General features: G+C 44.5%; 16 protein-coding genes. 4 read left to right on the forward strand and 12 right to left on the reverse strand.

Translation table 11 applies throughout. From position 1 onward, the window contains the following. The first annotated feature begins 87 nt into the window (after positions 1-87). Positions 88-1,776 carry a HEPN domain-containing protein gene (locus K7A41_RS14580; protein ID WP_265714266.1) on the forward strand — a complete coding sequence of 563 codons (1,689 nt, stop codon included), beginning with the start codon at positions 88-90 and terminating at the stop codon, positions 1,774-1,776. Positions 1,777-2,033: 257 nt separating this feature from the next. Here K7A41_RS14580 and K7A41_RS14585 read toward each other — a convergent pair whose 3' ends face one another. Beyond that, positions 2,034-2,672, reverse strand: coding sequence for an NAD-dependent epimerase/dehydratase family protein (locus tag K7A41_RS14585; RefSeq protein WP_265714267.1), 639 nt, complete (start codon positions 2,670-2,672; stop codon positions 2,034-2,036). Between the two features lie 230 nt (positions 2,673-2,902). Here K7A41_RS14585 and K7A41_RS14590 point away from each other — a divergent pair, with 230 nt between their 5' ends. After that, positions 2,903-3,238 (forward strand): hypothetical protein, encoded by a 336-nt coding sequence (locus tag K7A41_RS14590; protein WP_265714268.1) that lies wholly within the window; start codon positions 2,903-2,905, stop codon positions 3,236-3,238. A 2-nt stretch (positions 3,239-3,240) separates the two neighbouring features. Then, positions 3,241-4,653, forward strand: a complete 1,413-nt coding sequence (locus K7A41_RS14595; RefSeq protein ID WP_028071766.1) for a PLP-dependent aminotransferase family protein — start codon at positions 3,241-3,243, stop codon at positions 4,651-4,653. 5 nt (positions 4,654-4,658) lie between these two features. On the opposite strand, the gene K7A41_RS14600 is transcribed toward K7A41_RS14595, so the two are convergent. The 9 genes from K7A41_RS14600 to K7A41_RS14640 form a co-directional block, all read right to left on the reverse strand. Further along, positions 4,659-5,444 carry a hypothetical protein gene (locus K7A41_RS14600; protein ID WP_265714269.1) on the reverse strand — a complete coding sequence of 262 codons (786 nt, stop codon included), beginning with the start codon at positions 5,442-5,444 and terminating at the stop codon, positions 4,659-4,661. 16 nt (positions 5,445-5,460) lie between these two features. After that, entirely contained in the window at positions 5,461-5,643 is a 183-nt protein-coding gene (locus tag K7A41_RS14605) for a hypothetical protein (protein WP_265714270.1), read from the reverse strand. A 312-nt stretch (positions 5,644-5,955) separates the two neighbouring features. Further along, positions 5,956-7,599, reverse strand: coding sequence for a PepSY-associated TM helix domain-containing protein (locus tag K7A41_RS14610; protein WP_265714271.1), 1,644 nt, complete (start codon positions 7,597-7,599; stop codon positions 5,956-5,958). A gap of 6 nt (positions 7,600-7,605) precedes the next feature. Further along, complete coding sequence (locus K7A41_RS14615; RefSeq protein ID WP_265714272.1) at positions 7,606-7,884, reverse strand: hypothetical protein; 279 nt, start codon at positions 7,882-7,884, stop codon at positions 7,606-7,608. Positions 7,885-7,899: 15 nt separating this feature from the next. Further along, on the reverse strand, positions 7,900-8,232 hold the full coding sequence (locus tag K7A41_RS14620; protein WP_265714273.1) for a hypothetical protein: 333 nt from the start codon (positions 8,230-8,232) through the stop codon (positions 7,900-7,902). Positions 8,233-8,261: 29 nt separating this feature from the next. Continuing rightward, positions 8,262-10,679: a TonB-dependent siderophore receptor gene (locus tag K7A41_RS14625; protein WP_265714274.1), complete on the reverse strand. Its 2,418-nt coding sequence runs from the start codon at positions 10,677-10,679 to the stop codon at positions 8,262-8,264. Between the two features lie 92 nt (positions 10,680-10,771). Then, on the reverse strand, positions 10,772-11,488 hold the full coding sequence (locus tag K7A41_RS14630; protein WP_265714275.1) for a DUF4198 domain-containing protein: 717 nt from the start codon (positions 11,486-11,488) through the stop codon (positions 10,772-10,774). Between the two features lie 461 nt (positions 11,489-11,949). Then, positions 11,950-12,756, reverse strand: coding sequence for an MBL fold metallo-hydrolase (locus K7A41_RS14635; RefSeq protein WP_265714276.1), 807 nt, complete (start codon positions 12,754-12,756; stop codon positions 11,950-11,952). A 147-nt stretch (positions 12,757-12,903) separates the two neighbouring features. Continuing rightward, the gene (locus K7A41_RS14640; RefSeq protein ID WP_265714414.1) at positions 12,904-14,331 is read right to left on the reverse strand and encodes an L-serine ammonia-lyase; all 1,428 of its coding nucleotides are present in this window, start codon (positions 14,329-14,331) and stop codon (positions 12,904-12,906) included. 214 nt (positions 14,332-14,545) lie between these two features. On the opposite strand from K7A41_RS14640, the gene K7A41_RS14645 reads away from it, so the two are divergent. Further along, positions 14,546-16,093: a glycoside hydrolase family 10 protein gene (locus tag K7A41_RS14645; protein WP_265714277.1), complete on the forward strand. Its 1,548-nt coding sequence runs from the start codon at positions 14,546-14,548 to the stop codon at positions 16,091-16,093. A 94-nt stretch (positions 16,094-16,187) separates the two neighbouring features. Here the strand turns inward: K7A41_RS14645 and K7A41_RS14650 are convergent, their stop codons facing one another. Both K7A41_RS14650 and K7A41_RS14655 read right to left on the reverse strand, forming a co-directional pair. Further along, a complete protein-coding gene (locus tag K7A41_RS14650) occupies positions 16,188-17,894 on the reverse strand; it encodes a glycoside hydrolase family 3 protein (RefSeq protein WP_265714278.1) in 1,707 nt (568 codons plus the stop codon). 391 nt (positions 17,895-18,285) lie between these two features. Continuing rightward, a complete protein-coding gene (locus K7A41_RS14655; protein WP_028071756.1) occupies positions 18,286-18,828 on the reverse strand; it encodes a TetR/AcrR family transcriptional regulator in 543 nt (180 codons plus the stop codon). Between the last annotated feature and the right edge of the window lie 113 nt (positions 18,829-18,941).

Genomic DNA, 18,941 nt, shown 5'->3' on the forward strand with positions numbered 1-18,941 from the left:
ACAAATATCCTCTGATCTCCCAATTGCTTTAAGCCATGCATCTCCAAGAAGGAAAAAGATAAATAACCACAATCAAACAAATCAATTATGAACACCGAACTTACTCCAATCATCGATACTATACTTCGGACCATCGCCGTGGATGAAATTTACCATTGGACTTATGCCCACGATGGCAAGAAATATCAAATACTACAGATTAATATCCTGTCAAGTGCGGGAATTCGAGGTGGCGATCCACTTGGTTTGGTCAACAAAATCATCAAGAATTATCCCAACGTATACGCCAAAGTAAATTTCACCCAAGAAGTACAAAACAAACTCAACCAAGGGTTGGGGCGCACCTACCTAATCTATCAATCACAAAATCGCGTTTACCAAAATCCCGCCCAAGAGATTCCGCTTGTATTACCCCAATATACCGCAGCTGAGATTATCGAAAAAACCAGATCGTATATCGATAAAGAAAAAAGTAAAATCAGATCGTTTATTGATGGCTATAATTTCTATCAACAGCACAAAAGTCATGCTCATGCGGCATTTATGCTCCATCAGGCAATCGAGCTATCGTTAAAGACTGCAGAAAATCTTCTCTTAAATGATGAACGCAAATCACATTCGCTAAAAGGCTATCTAAGCTATATCAAAACATTTGATTCCAGATGGGCCAAATTAACTGCATCCGAAGAGGAGAAACAAGCACTGAACAAGATTGATGAGGCATATGTTGGCTATCGTTATGATCAAGATTACACTATAGACGAAAACCTATTGGAAACAGCTTATCAGATTACTATAAACGCATTAAACTGGATATACGATTATTCCCATATTTTATTCGAAGAAATTCGGCAGCAGTCTAGTGAAAAAGCAGCTTCGAATACAATAGTTGAAAATTTCAAAGACAACTCGGTTATTTACAAAAAATTTCATTGTAATGGTAATTATAGAGACCTGATCTTAAATATTCTGGAATTATACAGTACCCCTTCCTTAGTCGCCTGTTTCGGTTATCATTCGGATCGTCAAAAGTCCAATAGCCCGCTCCAAAAGCGTCAAGAAGATCAGATTACCCACGCTTACTACCTCTTTATCGCGTATGATGGCTTAAATACGGATCTCTCCAACCTACAACAACAGACAATGGATTTACTCCCGCACAACGTGTCCCTGACCTTGATTGCTGAAGAAACTGCTTACTTTACCAAAAAACTTTCCGAAGGCCATCCTTTCTTTTTATCACTGATGAAAGCCGGCGACCTCTGGTTTCAAAATTCAGTCATTAAAAATATTAAGCCTGACCGCATCGCTAGCCCTGAACTCGACTTAGATTATGTACGACAACAATGGCACAATCGCTACAATAACGCCCGCTGTCTATACCATGCTTTTGAAGAGGGTTGGTCCTTTGGCGTCGAAGGCGCATATCATGCATTGTCACAAGCACTGGAACAGACTTGTCTGGGTGTTATCAATGCTGTTCTCCAATACAAACCGCGGCCCGTAGGCCTTCCATTCCTAATGAACCTCTGCCGATTAATTGTTCCTGAAGCACACGCGAGCTTTTGTCTGAACAACACCGATCATGTTAAACTGTTTAAAGAAATGATCAAAGCTCAGCAGCAATTTAGATATAACGCCAACTACAAAGGCGATCTATCCTCCATTATCAGGTTACAGGAACTTACAAAGTTGTTTATCGATCGCTGTAACGACGCAATAGAAAGTTATTTTGAAAAATTTGCAAGTCAACAACTGGCAGAGAAAACTGAATAGACCGGAAGATTACTGACAAAAGCAAAAAAATTAGAACGTTTGAGTTCGGTATTACAAGGGCGGTTATGTACTAAACTTTCAGCACAATTTTGAATGATGACCAGCTCTCCATTGATTTTGTGCCAAATAACATGTGATGGTAATCGGATTAGTTCCGGTTACCATATTTCCAAAAAAACTTACTACAGTATGTATAACAGATTAGCCAGGGGAATAGAATGAGATGTTGCCATAACATGGTCTAAAAAATCAAAGGGCTAAGCCAAAGCTCGAATATCTTTAATTTCCAATATATTTTTAACCCCGTCCCGTTCTACCGCGTGTATCATTGCCCGCCCTACTTCATGAAGCGACAGCACCGCAGAAGGCACAAACAACTTGATGAGCTTAGCGACAAATGCAAACGGGTTAGCATGTTGTTGCCCGTTAACGGTAGTCATTGCCCCCGGTCTAAAATTATATTCTTTTTTGAAAGCTAGCTTGGCTAGCGCATTCTCGGTCTTCCCTTTCACCCTAGCCCACATGACTTTCCCTTCTTCTGTACTATCCGTGCCCGCGCCAGAGACATAAATAAAGCTAATCGCAGGATTAGCTTCCAAAAGACATTCTGCGAATGCCAAAGTCGTATCATACGTGATGTAACGATATTTGTCTTCCTTCATTCCCACCGAACTGACGCCAGCACAATAAAAGCAGGCATCATAGCCACGAATAGCTTCTTGAACAGCCCTAAGTGCAGTAAAATCATCCACCAAAAGCTCTTTCAACTTTGGATGTTGGATGCCCGCTGTCCTTCGCGAGACACTCAATACAGTCTCTACTTTATCATTTCGAAGACATTCAAGTAAGATACCTTCGCCGACCATTCCTGTGGCCCCAGTTATTATTACCTTCATGATACTTAAAGTAAATTCTAAATGTACAACTCCAGTGCTCCATACAGTGCAACCCCTGTAATCTATTGTCTCTGAGCTGTACTTAACTATCATAAATATCTGAAACGGAATTAAAAACTCCTACTGTTTTTTATCTGTACCCATACACTAACCTAATTCTGTACCTAAACTCCCAGCTGTACCCTTCTTAACTTAGCAGAAAGATTTATGCCATGTCAACGAATAAACCAATGTATTCAATTAGACAGGTCGACCTTTCCGACCTGCCTTCACTGCAAGAGAAACTGGTTCGCAAAGAAGTAAGCATGCCTTTTCTCCTACTAACACAAGATCATAGTGTAGCAGCATATGCTGCAGTTGTCATTGCTGCCGGAGATATTCTTGAAGTCGCCATTTCCTGCAGTATGGATATTCCAGAAAAGGTATCAACAGCTTTTGCGGAAAAAACAACCGCTTACTTTGAGCAGCAGCTTCTGCATATGTTCGGTACCGAGGAATCGTTAAAAACAGGAATTCGTAGGTTCAATACCTGGATAAATCAAAACAGAAACAGTAAATTAGTATAAGTATGGCGCAGCTGTTATATAAGAAAATTGCAAACATTGTCGAGAACCAAATCAAAAACGGTTCTTTGGCTTATGGTGACCGTCTGCCTTCTGTCCGCAGTGCCCAAAAGCTTTACAACGTGAGCTTAAATACCGCGAAAAGTGCCTATATGGAGCTAGAAAGCAGGTCGTTGATCGAATCTCGTCCCAAATCCGGTTTTTTTGTGAGCTTGGCGGGACAACGACGCATGTCCATCCCTTCGACATCGACCTTTAAAACGCACGAAAAAAAACAGGATCCGGCTGCATTGATCGATAAGGTATTTCATTCGCTTGAAGACAAAGAGATCACCCGCTTTTCCCTTGGACTCCCTAGCCCCTCCCTGCTTCCCATTCAGAAACTCAATAAATGTATCCTCGAATCGGTTCATGAACTGCATGACTACGGAGATCAATACGGTCAGGTGCAGGGTAGCCCCAGCCTACGCAAGGAAATTGCCAAATGGTCATTGGTACTGGATGGAAAAATAAGCGATGAGGATCTAATCATCACCTCGGGCGCCATGAACGCCATCTACAGCTGCTTACGCGCGGTAACCAAGCCCGGCGATACCATCGCAGTGGAAAGTCCGCTCTACTTTGGTTTTATACAGGCATTTCAGGTGCTAGGACTGAAAACCATCGAAATCCCAACCCATCCGATAACAGGCATTGAACTGGAGGCCCTGAAGAAAGTGATCCACAAAATCGATGTCTGCTGTTTTGTTTCCAATTTCAGTAATCCGCTGGGAGCACTCATGCCGGACGAACACAAACGCGAGCTTGTCAAACTTCTGGCCCTGCACCATATTCCATTGATCGAGGATGACCTCTATGGCAATATCTATTTCGGCACGTCCAGGCCCAAACCTTGTAAATATTATGATGAAGAGGGACTGGTAATGTGGTGCGGCTCGATCACCAAAGTGCTGGCACCGGGTTTCCGGATCGGATGGGTAGAACCCGGCATATATAAAGAAAAGATCCTGAAACAAAGGCTGATTCAAACTATATCGCAGCCAGCGATCTACCAGGAAGCTGTTGCCAAATTTCTGCAGATCGGACGTTATGACCACCATCTCCATACCTTCAGAAAAAAATTGTACAGCAACTACGTCAATTTTAGGAATAGTATCGAAACACATTTTCCCGAAAACACCAAAATGTCCCAGCCTGAGGGTGGCTTCGTGCTTTGGCTCGAGCTCGATCCCAAAATCGATTCTGCCACGCTTTACGATTATGCCCTCAGACAAAAACTAAGCTTTGCTCCGGGCAGAATGTTCACACAGCACGATCAGTTCAATAATTGTATCCGTCTCAACTACGCCGTGGACTGGAATGAAAAAACTGCACAAGATCTGATGCGGCTGGGAAGGTTTTTCAAAGCAGTCATGTAATGGCGTCAGCTCCACTCCACCTCGTCATCATTATTGGCCTGAATGTCCGGATGTATGTCACCGTCTCTTTTGCCGGAGAAAACAACCCGATGACCATCGCGCACTAAGATGGCATCGATGACTTCAGCTGTCATCAACGTCGAATCGTTGGATAAAAACTCATCTTTGCCATCCGGTGATTTCAGCCAGGACCTGACTGTGCACAAGCACAGAATCACCGCATCCTCAATATTTTTTAAGGAGAAATGAGCCGTACGTTCCGTCCGGACATGATCCCTCTGCAATTCCAGATCTCTACTGGCCTGTATTGTTATCTCATTGCTATTGTCAACCTGAATTACAATACAATACATTTTTATCACAAGTCTGACGAGTCGGGCATGTATGGCTTCAAAACTATGTAGGTCTTTTAAGGCAATCCGCATTTCCACACTCTTTTTTTCCTCATTGAAAGACGCCGCAGGATTGTTCATAAGAAACCTGCTCAGGCTGGTTTTTAGAGAAAAGCGAAACCCTTTCAACGGAGATACGTCACCATATCCCAATCGGAGGCTCCCGAGATCGTGGATCTGATCGTTCCGTACAGCTTCATACAACGCATTTTGCAACCGACGGTAAGTGGAACGATTACAAGCTGTCCGCTGCAAAGGTTTGAGTTCTCGGTACAAACGGCTGGATAAAGTACTGTTATAGGCAAAGTCGCTGCCGGCTAACTGACTCTGCTCACTTACGGGATAATCTTCCCCTTTTTTTCTGTTGGGACCCTTAGAACCTTGAAAAAAACTGGACATGATGATTCACTATTGGTTATTCTAAAAATAACAATAATAATCCGATTTTTAGATACATGAGTCCGTTCAAGCCTCCTAAAGTGCCTTCAAGTCCGTTCAAGTCCCAACAACCTCCGAGAACGCTTCGGGATTGCTTCGCCCCTGCTCTGAGGTAGCGGCGGTCCTGGTTCGGCAACACGAGGATTGTGCTTTGGTTCATGTTCACCCATAAGCCAAACAACAGGCGAACGGCAAGCGGACAAATGTCAAAGCTGTCCCGAATCAGTCCCGAAAGATTGTCGAAGGCCCCTCGAAGGCCTCTCGAAGGATCCTCGAAGCGATACCGAAGAAACTCTGTCTGAGCTTTAACATCCTCTGACCAACTTAGTCCGGGACCGGCCAGAATAATGTACGAGGCGATTTGTGCTTTATGGGTACTTTATCTGTGGGTTATATATGCTTCAGGGGCGCTCCATGGGCGCCCCTGAAGGAAAGCCGAAGTGAATTACTTCGTAAGAGAAAAGAATATTCGCTAATGGATTTTTTCAAAAAACTTCCTGCTTTTACTATACGCAAGGACACCGATAATTCCGATCATCAGCCATAAGAAGTCTACGACAAAGATATCGCGCTGTCCATTCCTAAAAGTATCCCAGATCCAGCTGCCGGTCATAAAACCATTGACTATAGGAATAAGGAATGCCAAAATACTGCCCATCAACAAGGTCTCGCGGTTGGTTCTGCGAATACTTTTACGTACGATATAGTAAACGGAAAACAGCAGCCAGCAGTAGAAATATACCCGATAAATAAAGTCCTGATCCACCTGCGGGCTCAGTTTGATCGCGATAAACGTAATCGCGGTGACAGGCAGCATGGTTAGGCAGATTGCAGTAAAAATATTGGCCGCCCAGAAATTAAATTTCCGTTTCCGCGGAGGCACACTATTTTTATCGCGTGCCACCAGCCAGATCAGAATACCTGAGATAATCACCAGGCACCCCATGACTCCCAAGATAAAATATACACCTTTTAGCGGATAACCGCCGTAATCACCGTAATGCAATCTATACAGCAGGCTTTTGACGTAATCCGCATAAGTGGCATCTGCTACAGGCGACTTTTCCTCTATAATTTTATTGTCGGCGACTTTCACCGTCAACAGGCCGGATCCGGCAAAACGCGTATTGTACTGCGGCTCCAGTTCCATGATTACATGCATATTGGAATCCCCATAGTTTTTCACTGTGATGCGTTTAAACTCGCTATCTGGCCACTTGCTCTTCGCCAAGTCAAGAAAAGGCGCAATCTTCGCTTTAGCGTGTAGAGGCTTATAGCTGTAGGGATAATTATCGTTGGCAGTCACGCCGATTTCCTGATACATTTTTTGCTGATCGCCATGGTAAAGCAACTTGCTAAAAGGGAGCGCAAGGACAGAATTGATGATCAGAAATGTCCCTGTAACGGCAAAAATAAACTGGAAGGGAAAGCCGATGACACCCAAAGCGGTATGCATATCCGTCCAAACAGTCTTCCACTTATTGAATGGTCTAAAAACAAAAAAATTAGAAACAAGTTTATCCCAATGCAACAGTAGACCAGTAATAAGTGCAAATAAGAATATAAAGGCGGTGAGACCGGCAAGCAAGTAGCCAAAGGGAGCTATGCCGAGCCGAATAGGCACCTGATTGAGCTGGGCCAAAAAGTGTAAACGGAACAAAAATTCACCCATGTCATAATTCTGCGCATAATCTCCAGGCCTGTGACTGGCAAAATTGTAAGTAAAATTCTTTGCATCCCCACTACCGCCCCGGCGGCGGCCCTTCTGGTTTGCAGCCTGCTGTTCAGGCGTTATCTTTGCGAGGTTTTCCTTGTTTAAAATACTGTCATTCGAGGCGGTATAGCCAACATAAGCAAAGGTTTCTTCACGGTACAGATAGAAGGTGATATCACGGCCATGGAGATTTGTCCCCTCCTGCAATGAATCCAGCAGTTTATCAAAATGCCGATGATCTGTTTCATATGTTTTGTATGATGTATTGTTCTGCCAGGCAGCGATCTCATCTCTAAAAAAGGCAAATGACCCCGCGAAGAATATCACATACAGCAACGCACAGATAATGATGCCGCTGATCGTATGTGTATTAAAGTAGATGTTATAATTCCGGTTGTTCATAAGCAATTAGTTTTTTAGGAAATAAGGCAAGGAAAAAACAGCTGCCAGAAGCAGATAGATCCCCCATATCTTCCATCCATTTTTGGAGAGAAAAGCGAACAACAGGAGCATCGCCCAGAGCAGATATCCCGTAAATCCCGCGGTGATAACGACGTCCTTCTTCTCAAAAAAGGTCGTTAAAAGCACATGGAAAGAGAGCATAACGATGTATCCGCCGATAAATCCGGCTGTAATTTTCAAAAAACGCTGAAAGGGTGTGCTGAGGTATTTTTTATTTGCTGGCATAGACTACTCGTATTTTTAAGCGACAAAGAATTCAACACAAAGGCTAAACAGGTACAGCCCAAGGACATGGTTTATTTTAAAAAAACGATACGGATTCAGCAGGACCACCAAACTCAACATACACATGAGATAAGCGAAGAAGGCAAAAAATCCAGCGCCAAATCCCTGTAGATAAAGCACAACACCAAATGGCAGCAAGAGCAAAAATATACTCAGCAAGCGCACAGAAGACCTCTGTGCGCTCAGTTTTTTCAGCCATTCCGGCCGATGATGAAACTTAACCTTATGGCTGCTGTTGTACCAAAGATAAGCTCCAAACAGTATGATCAATAAAAATGTACTATACATGACATTAGCGATTATAGAGAACTGCTCGATTAAAATTTATAGGTGATACCCAGACGGAAATTGCGTCTGGCCTCCACGATGTACGAATAATAGTCCACACCACCTAATTTCTGAACGGCAGCACTCGCTTTTGAAATTGATCCTGCCGTCAACAATTTGCGGTTGTCCAATAGATTGTTGACCATTAAAGAGATATTATATTTCCCTTTTTGATAACTGATTCCTCCATCTGTACGCAAATAGTTCTTAAAATTGCTTTCTTTCGTCGTACCTACAGCGCGATCAAACATTCCTTGGACACTTCCTACAAACCCAAGTCCCCGGAGCCTACCTTGCTGCAGACGGTAGGACACCCAAGCATTGGCGGTGTGTTTGGCTGTGTTAGGTGTAATATTTCCAATATTTTCTTCTTTAGTATCTTTTGAAATTTTAGAATCGGTGAGGGCGTAATTGGCATTCACGTTTAATCCTTTAACAATCTCACCGGTGATATCAAATTCGATACCCTTTGTTCTCGTTTCACCTAATTGTGCCTGAAAAGAAACGCCGTTAACAACGTGGCTCGGATCTGGATCTGCCACCAATGCATTTTTACGGGCAATGGTATAAGCGCTTAAAGTTGAAATCCATTTACCGCCCATCCATTCCTTTTTCAGTCCCGCTTCTAAATCATTTCCCCTTATAGGTTTGAACGCATTCCCTTGCCAATCGGTGCCAGCAACGGGAACAAAAGATTGATCAAATAACCCATATACGCTTGTCGTTTTGTCGATAGAATAACTTAGACCTACGCGAGGAGTAAACGCTTTATCTGTTCTATCAGCTGCAGCTGTTTTCCCTACAACTTCATTGACCGTATAACGCAAGCCAAGAGACAACCTTAATTTTTCTTCAAGGAAAGCCAGTTCATCGTGCGCATAGAACGAGATATAATTCGTGGAAGTCACATAGTTACTTCCACCAGCGCGCACTTTTACATCCTGCGACCGATCCAACGCTGGAAACACGTCTCCTGGAATTCCATACTTAGGGTCATAGACGTTGAGCGGTGCTGATGGAATAGAATCTAGAATTGTCCGAAAATCTCCCCAAAACTTCTTATTGCCATAATCTGCACCTACCAATATACGGTGACGGACGCTGCCTGTATACTCTTCTCCATTTAAAGAAACCTGGCCAAATCGATTTTCCCCATGCTCGTCGGCGATGCTGTAATAACGAGGCATATCACCGTTGGCTTTCATGTAATTCAGCCAGGTGCTTGTCGCCTTCATATCAAAATTAAAATAGGCCATTTGTGCATGCAACTTCCATCGATCGTTCAATTTACGGTCTAGATAAATGTATGCACTGTGATCTCTCAATTTACCAGGTTCCATAGAAGGATCTCCATAGAAAAAGTCGTTGGCGATACCCGGATCTGCAAACCCCTTTGGAGAAAAGGTATAATTACCATTTGCCAAATAAGTAGATCCTTGGTAAGTATACTCGAATGTCAGACTGGTCAAGGAATCCACCTTATACGTCACAACCGGAGCTATCGTAACTCGGTTGTTATAGTTATACTTTGTAAAAAAATCCTTTTGTTGAGCAGCCATATTTAAACGATATAGAAGCTTACCGTCCTTGCGTAATTTACCGTCAAAATCAACCGCAGCTCGGTATGTACTAAAGCTTCCCATGCTAAATGTGGCCGAGCCCTGAGTATTTCCTGTCGGCTTCTTAGTCACCACATTATAGAAGCCCCCTGGCTCGCCATTTGCCAGCATAAAACCTGCTGGGCCCTTGACGAACTCGATGCGTTCGATCATCGAAGCGTCTTCAGCCGTAGGCCCCCAGGATGCTTCGATATTCATTCCATTCCGAAAGGCTGGAATCTTCGAACCCCGCATCCGGATATTAGCATATTGATTGTCCCAGTGTCCCTGACGGGTAGCACCGCTGACATTACGGGTGATGCCATCCACAATATCGAAAACCTGTTGATCAGCCATCAGATCGGAAGAGATGACCTGAATGTTCTGTGGCAATTCTAGAATCGGTGTTTTGAGACGCAATGACCCCGAGATGCTGTCAAATTTGTAATTCTGGTAATATTTTCCATAAACAGTGACTTCGTCAATAGACTCGGCGTGTCTGCTTAGCCTAATCTCGCCCAAATGGTTGTCCTCTTCAGCAAGCACGGTTTCAAAATGATGCTTCGTATAGCCAAAGGATTTGATTTCAACTTTATATGTACCTGGTGAAAGTTTGTAAAACACAAAGCGGCCCTCACTGTCTGTACTTGTTGTCACGCCCGTATTCGTCAGTTTGACGGTAGCGCCAACGATAGGTTCGGAATGTTCATTGATCAGGATTCCATCAATTTTCAGCGCAGTTTGCGCCTGCGCGACAGAAAAAATAGAACTGATCACGGGAATAGCTAGAAAGGATAACGTCTTATTCATCAGAATGTCAATAGTAGATGTATGATGAACATGGATGCATTAGGAACGGGAATTCGCCATGTATCCATGTTCTTTTTATAGGTGTCAAAAATTTATTTTACTTGTAAAAAGGTTGTGCTTCCCTGCCATGATGAGGTATATGGTTTACCTTCATGTTCACCGGCTTTCTGTTCGAAGATACTGGCCTCAAGCACGTAGGCTCCGGACCAAAGCGCATCAAAGGTAACGATGCCAGCAGCATCGGCAACAAATTCCTTGCCCCAGCCGGTAGACGAAAAAACAGATACTTTTGCGTTTGGAACGGCCTGACCTGCACTTGTAACTTTTGCCTGCAGACTAGCCCCTTTTTTCGCAGCAGTCGCATTAAGCAGTTCCACCTGCAGAGGATTTTTCAAGGAGCTATAATCCAACTTTGCCGATTTGCCCACCTGGACGGGCACCAGTGATGAAAACTCATACTTGGTATCGCCACCTAAATCTTTAGGCGCTTTAACAATAGATAAAAAATAGGTTCCCTCCACGGTAGGCTGAAACGAACCACCGAAATGGTCGCCTTTGTTGGTCAATTCGACCTGAACAGGCTCTTTTCCCGGAACATACAGGAGCAATGTAAAATCCTTCACGTCAGAATACCATTTTTCGATATTATCTCTTTCATTGGTCGCATATTCTCCGTAATATACCCTGACCTCATGTGGCTGATTAACCGTACCGGAAGGAGATGATTCAATCCAAAGGGCGTGTGCATTGCTGCTGAAACTGTACAACAGTGCTGTTAGAAATGTAAAAAGCGAAATAAGAACTTTCATAATATGTTGATTGATACGTATAGTTTTCAACTTACTATGGAGGATCTTGCGCGTCGCAAACGGGCAGACAACGAAATGAATATTATTTTCGTTATCTTGCAGATCCTTCCATGTTGTACCGGAAGCGACTGCCAGCATCTGCTGCCGCAGTCTATCTATAGACAGTTGCCGCTGTCTCTAGAGCTGCACCATGTGATAGATTGCCGTCTATGCATGGTGCTTTTGTTTATTTTCATATCATCAAATCACTATCCAGTAATTTAGACTGATTAAAAACAAAGGCAAATATAAAAGGATTTATTTGGATATCAACTATATTTTATTTTTTTCGGTTGGAGAGGGCGCGTAACCGCATACTGAGGGCTGGACCAGTGGCAATTGCTCATGTTACTTCCTTAAGACATGGACGTGCCAACAGGTATCATACCAGCGAATCAGGTCAAGGCCATTCGCCAGCTGTGTTATCCAGCACAGACATTACCAGACAATAGGGATGGCGACATGAACAGCTGCGCCAGATCAAATAACTCGGTTTCGCGGTAGCGTGTAGCCACATGAAGCTGGATACGGTCGCAATGTGGTTCAAACGTCTGGCGGACGAGTTCGACAGTATTATTCTCTCCGGAAAGGTGGGTTAAAATCAAGTGCTTGAGGCGCTCGGTCCTGTATTGATTGAACAGTTCGGCTGCAGCACGATTGGAAAGGTGCCCCCATCCACTACTGATTCTATTTTTCAGAAAATAAGAGTATCGTCCTGTACGTAGCATATCTTCATCGTAATTGGATTCCAGCAGTAGTACATCGGAATGCTGGATTACATGCTGCACGTTTTCACAAGGGCGGCCAATGTCGGTCAGCACGCCGATATTATATGTGCCATCGGACACCAAAAAACTGCAGGGTTCTTTGGCATCATGAAATTTAGGGATACCATATACCCTAAGCCCTCCGACATCAACGACATCGTTGGGCGCGATGATATTGACCAGATGCGACGGTAAGTGTAACCGGGAACCATCATAACTGCCTCTGGTAATATATACGGGCAGATCGTATTTTTTTGCGAAGACAGAAAGGCCTTTAATATGGTCTGAATGTTCGTGTGTAATGAATATGGCCTTAACTTGGGTAGGCAGTATTCCCAGATTATACATCCGCAGATGAATATGCTTGCTGTTGATGCCTGCATCAATCAATATTGCCGAATCATCTTTGGCTATATAATAGCAGTTCCCATTACTTCCCGAAGCTATTGCACAATATTTCATTTTATTACTTTTTTTCTTTGCTGCTGAAAGCCCAGCCTATCTCCTTTGTCCCATGTATCCCAGCTGTGTTTACATCTTCAGACGTTGTGAGTGGCCCTGTGACGGCACGGCAACAAAGATACAAAAATCACAACAGGCAGAAAACCATTAACATTCTGGCAGACTCAGGGGAATATGGACTGCCAGGCCACCATCTGCTGTTTCTTTGTACTTGGCATTCATATCCAAAGCCGTCTCCCACATGGTTTTGACCACGGTATCCAGGCTGACTTTTGCTTTATCGGGATTCGATTGCAGGGCCAGCTGAGCAGCCGTAATCGCTTTTATTGCCCCCATTGTATTGCGCTCAATACACGGGATCTGCACAAGTCCGCCAATAGGGTCACAGGTCAGCCCGAGATGATGCTCCATGGCGATTTCGGCAGCCATCAACACCTGTCGCTGCGAGCCGCCCAGTAATTCTGTCAGTGCACCCGCGGCCATGGCTGAGGAAACACCAATTTCGGCCTGGCAGCCACCCATGGCAGCGGATATGGTTGCATTTTTCTTAAAGATCGAGCCGATTTCGGATGCGGTCAGAATAAACTGGATGATTTTATTTTCGCGCATTCCGTCGTGGAAGGTTATAAAATACTGCAACACCGCAGGAATCACGCCCGAAGCACCATTGGTCGGTGCGGTAACAACGCGGCCAAAGGAAGCATTTTCTTCATTCACGGCAAGAGCAAAACAGCTCACCCAATCCAGGATATATTGAAAATTCTGTCCCCCTTCGCGGATCGCCATCACCCAGGACTCATAATCCTGATAGCTGCGCCCCTGCATCAGTTTCTTATTTAATTTAGCCGCACGCCGCTCTACATTCAGGCCGCCCGGCAGTGTACCTCCTGTATGGCATCCGCGGTAAATACACTCATATATTGTTTTGTAGATATTGAGCACACCAGCAACAGTCTCACTCTCCTCCCGCCACGCGCACTCATTTTCAAGAACAAGCTCAGAGATTTTCAATCCCGTTTTCATCGTCCAGTGCAGCAGCTCCTGCGCTGTATCCACCGGAAATGGCAGATCCACCTCCGAAAGTACACTTTCGTTATCATTTTCCTGCACGACAAATCCGCCACCAATAGAATAGTAGGTTTCCGTAATCGCTTTTCCACTAGCCAGGAATGCCTGAAAAGTAACGGCATTCGGGTGAAAGGGCAGGCTCTCCGTGTACAGGAAAAGAAGGTCTTCGGTATACGAAAAGGGAATTTTACGTTCACCACCGACCTCTAGTTCGCCTACTGCTTTGATATGCTCAACTTTTGGTGTCACACGGTCCACATCAAAAGTAACGGGATCGTCACCACTTAGCCCCAGCAGCACAGCGATATCGGTTCCGTGCCCGGCACCGGTCTTGGCTAAAGATCCGTAAAGCAAAATTTTGACCTGCTCTACCTCTGCCAATACACCTTTTATGTTGAGGACATGGGTAAATTGCTGCGCGGCACGCCAAGGGCCCAAGGTATGCGAACTCGACGGTCCGATACCTATTTTAAACATATCAAAAACGGATATTTGTTCTTTGCTCATCATCTTTATTGTTGCGGTTAGCCTGCCTTCAAGGCTGTTGCCAAAACCGCATCTAAATTAGCACAAATAAGCATAGCATGTTACCTGCATTTGCATTATTATCAATTTGAAAATCAAGCTGTCGTTCTTTTAACAAGAATCCAACAAACATCTTACATTTTTTAGGGAAAAAGTAAGAAATGCTTCCCTATCTTTGTTGGCTATAATTTATAGAATGACCGGGAAAACATATTTATATTCTTTTTTTGCCTTTGTTATTTGTTTATTATCAATTAAAACATACCCGCAGCAGCTACCTAAGCGAGAGTTTCGCGGTGTATGGGTAGCGACTATAGGTAATATAGACTGGCCTTCTGTCAAGGCGAGCAGTAATGTAGCACAACAAAAACAGGAATTTATCGACCTTTTGGACCAGCATCGAAGCGCGGGCCTAAACGCCATTATTTTACAGGTTCGCCCTGCTGCTGATGCCTTTTATGCAAAGAGCAGGGAACCCTGGAGCCGATATCTTACGGGCAAACAGGGACAACCTCCGTCCCCCTTTTACGACCCACTGCAATTCGCGATCGAAGAAGCACATAAAAGGGGAATGGAGCTGCACGCATGGTTTAATCCCTATCGGGCGTCGACGACCTTAAACCCAGCACATTTCTCGGACGACCATATCACAAAAAGGCACCCTGAATGGTTCTTTACTTATGCGGGGAAAAAACTTTTTAATCCCGGACTCCCCGAAGTACGCAAATATATCATCGACGTCATTATGGACGTGGTCAAGAATTATGACGTGGATGGCATCCATTTTGACGATTATTTTTACCCTTATCCGGACAGCCGGAACACTCCAGTACCTGACCAGATGACGTTTGCCCAATATAATAACGGCTTTGAGCATATCGAAGACTGGCGCCGCAATAACGTCAACATGCTCGTACGAGATCTGGGGACTGCCATCAAACGAGTCAAGCCTTATGTCAAATACGGAATCAGTCCCTGCGGTGTATGGGATAATAAGGAGAATAATAGTGCGGGATCCGAAACACGGGGCCTGAGCGCCTACCGGGAGCTCTATGCCGATGGGGTCAAATGGATGCAGGAAGGCTGGATAGACTATATCAACCCGCAGATCTACTTTCCTTTTAAAAACCGGGCGGCAGCTTATGAAATACTGGTATCCTGGTGGCAACGACATACCTACGGACGGCATTTTTATGTCGGACACGGTGCATACCGCGTCACAGAAAACAAAGTTGGGTGGACCGACAAAAGCCAGATTCCACGACAGGTGCGGCACTTACGGGAAGAGCATCTTGTAGGTGGAAGTATTTATTTTAGCTCGCGGTCACTCACTGATAATCTCGCAGGGCTACAGGACTCCATGCGCAATGACCTCTACCGTGCACCTGCATTGCCACCTACAATGCCATGGCTGGACAGCATCGCGCCCAACGCGCCCTTTGGATTACTCGTAAAATCTTTGGCCAACGGTAAAATGAATACGCTCTTCTGGCAAAAACCCGATGCGGCAAGTGACGGCGAATCCGCCTACGGGTATGTTGTCTATCGTTTTGCTGTAGGTGAACGCGTCAACATCAAAGATCCCAGCAAAATCATTTCTATCAGCTATGACGCGGATAAACTCCAGTACACCGATAACGACATCAAGCCGCGCCACCGCTATAAATATGTCGTCACGGCCATTGACAGGATGAAAAACGAAAGCCGGCCTTCCGATAGCCGGGAAGTTGACGAAGAACTTTAAAGAAAAGAATTTAAATAAAATAACCCTCCCGGAGTGATTGCTTCTTCAGCGGCATCCGAGGAGGGTTGTTGTTTTAGTGTGATTTTAAAAGAGTCTATTTTCCGTGTCCCGTTTTAAATTTCTTGTTGATGGTTACCGGCAATTTCCCCTTTGGGATATTTTGGCCAAGGACGGTCTTCGCGGCAGCATGTTGCATAAATGCATCGTTCTGATAGGCTAGTAAAATCGTCTTGGCTTTTTTCGAAGCTTCAATGCCATCCAGGGCATAGGCGTTGGTGAATAAAGTCAGAATGGACTTTTTGGCAAACTTGTTCATTAGACCTTGTACATTTTCATTCAGCACGAGGGAAGGCCGCGGACGAAGTCTGGTATCATGTACCGCAATGATATATTGCTTGTTTTTCTTGATCTCTTTGACAAGGCGCTTCATTTCGTCTTTGCTGATGCTGTCGGGGACAAAATACGCTGTTGCATTACTCAGACCTTTAATGAGATCATCCTGGAAGGTCTGATTGGCCGGGATGCCAATATTAATAATTGCTGTCGGCAGCTCCTTTTTGAAAGATTTCAACTTGTCCGTTGATCTAAGCGCAGTGACTGCCGCATTGGACAGTTCATCGATCAGCTGTATGGCAGATGCCCGATGAAGGTCCGCGTATAGGTTTTGCTGCGATGTCGTCTGATATTTATCCAGCCCCAACCACAGCTTGGCCGCAAGTACGCGCTTTACGCGGGCATCGATATCGGCCTGTGCAATACGCCCTTCGTCGATGGCTTTCAGGATAAGGTCAATCGCCCGTTTACTGTTCTCCGACACTTCCAGCAGATCATGTCCCGCAATGATCGCCTGTACATCCGCCTCTCCGTTCGGAAAAAATTTTTTCACCCCTTTCATGTCCATCGCATCGGTGACGGTCAGCCCCTTAAAACCGAGCTCATTCCGGAGAAGGTCCGTAACAACCTTTTTTGAAATTGACGAAGGCATGTTGGGAGTAGCATCAAGGCTCGGAATATTCATATGTGCCACCATCACCGCGGGAGCTCCAGCATTGATAAGCTCTTTGAATGGATACATTTCCAGCGTATCGAGCCTCTTTTTATCAAAAGGTAACTGTGGCAGATCATAATGTGAGTCGACATCAGTATCTCCATGTCCCGGGAAATGTTTGATGGATGCCAATATACCACCATCAACCATGCCGTCCATATAGGCCTTTGCCTTTTGGGTAACATTATATTTATTATCGCCAAATGAACGGATACCGATTACCGGGTTTTTAGGATTATTGTTGATATCCACATCCGGCGCAAAATTGAAGTGCATACCAATCCGGTGAAAATCCTGTGCAACTTCACGGCCCATCCGGTAGATCAGCTGATTGTCCTGCACAGCTCCGAGGGTCATCTGATAAGGAAAAGATAACGTAGAATCCGGCATCCGCATACCAAGCCCCCATTCACCATCAAAAGTTATCATCAACGGTACCTTTGCCAGGGACTGATAACGGTTGAACATGTCCACATGCCGCACGGGTCCACCCTGAAATACAACAAGGCCACCAAGCTGTTCGTCTTTCACAACCTGTGCAACAGAATCGATATACTTCTGGCCCAGATTCGTATGCGCCCGCACCAAAAACAATTGAGCGACTTTTTCCTTTGGTGTCAATGTATTGAATACCGCATCTACCCAATCGTGTTGGGAATTGATATATTTCACAAAATCTTTCTTGTCTTGTGCTCGCAGGAATGAAATCGTGCCGGCCAAAGCCAATAGTCCGAGACCAAGTTTTTTGAACATAAATTAGTTTGTATAATGAATTAAATTGAGTACTAATAACGTCATAATTTTGGAGAAAATGAAATTGATTTTGCAACAATTTAATATAAACACGCAAAAAGACGCATTCCAAACCTATGAGATGCTCAATCATGAACTGATCTCTTGACGAAGCGACACGACAAAAGGGCAATCTGGCGTCAAACGTTATCGAGGGACTAACAGCTGAAAGTGCATCGTATGGGATGCTGGGGCCATGTGCTGCAGACGGATTGTAAAAACAGGATAGTTATGCAGCAAGGTTTAGTTCAGAGGCATGGATCATCGAGGTGATGAACGGGGGGGGGCGCTGTAGAGTGATCCAGTACTCTGCTGGCGCAGCTTATAAAAAGTCAGAATGTGATGAAATAAGCTAAATCAGATTATACTTTTTTTCCAGAAACAGCGTCAGTTCCATCACATGTTCCAATTCACCGATTGCTTCTTTCTTCCATAGCGTATCTATGATCAACAGCAGGAACTGTGTTTCAAGTTCGGGATTTTCATATCCCAGTTCCTTAAACGCACGATGAATAATGGGCTGCACGGGCTTCATAAACTGTTCGTGCTGTTGCTTAGAAAAAGGATGGTGCGACAGACGTTCCTGCAGTTTCCAGAATATTGGTTCGGCCGTCACCAGCTTGTTCGGCAGGTTGATCATGGTCCGCAAAAAGTCTTTCGGCTCACGGTAAGTCATCATCCCACGGTGATGCGTCAGCACTTTGCGATACCCGGACTTGATTAGATAGACCAGAAGCGCATCCTTATTACCAAAATGTTTGAAAATCAAAGCCTCCGAAACACCGGCATTCTGTGCAATCGTTTTGGTAGACGTATTGGTATAACCCTGTTCTGAAAAAAGCAGCAAAGCTTCCTTCATGATCCGCTCTTTTCTACTCAAAACACTATCTTTCATACGCTACTGTTCAGTTGATTTTTAATTCTACTGCAAACTTAGATAAATTGCCTTTCAAATGCAATACAATGCGCGCGGCATATGACAAGAGCTTATCTGACCTCAACTATGCC

The organism is Sphingobacterium sp. InxBP1 (assembly GCF_026191775.1).
Classification (GTDB): Bacteria; Bacteroidota; Bacteroidia; order Sphingobacteriales; family Sphingobacteriaceae; genus Sphingobacterium; species Sphingobacterium thalpophilum.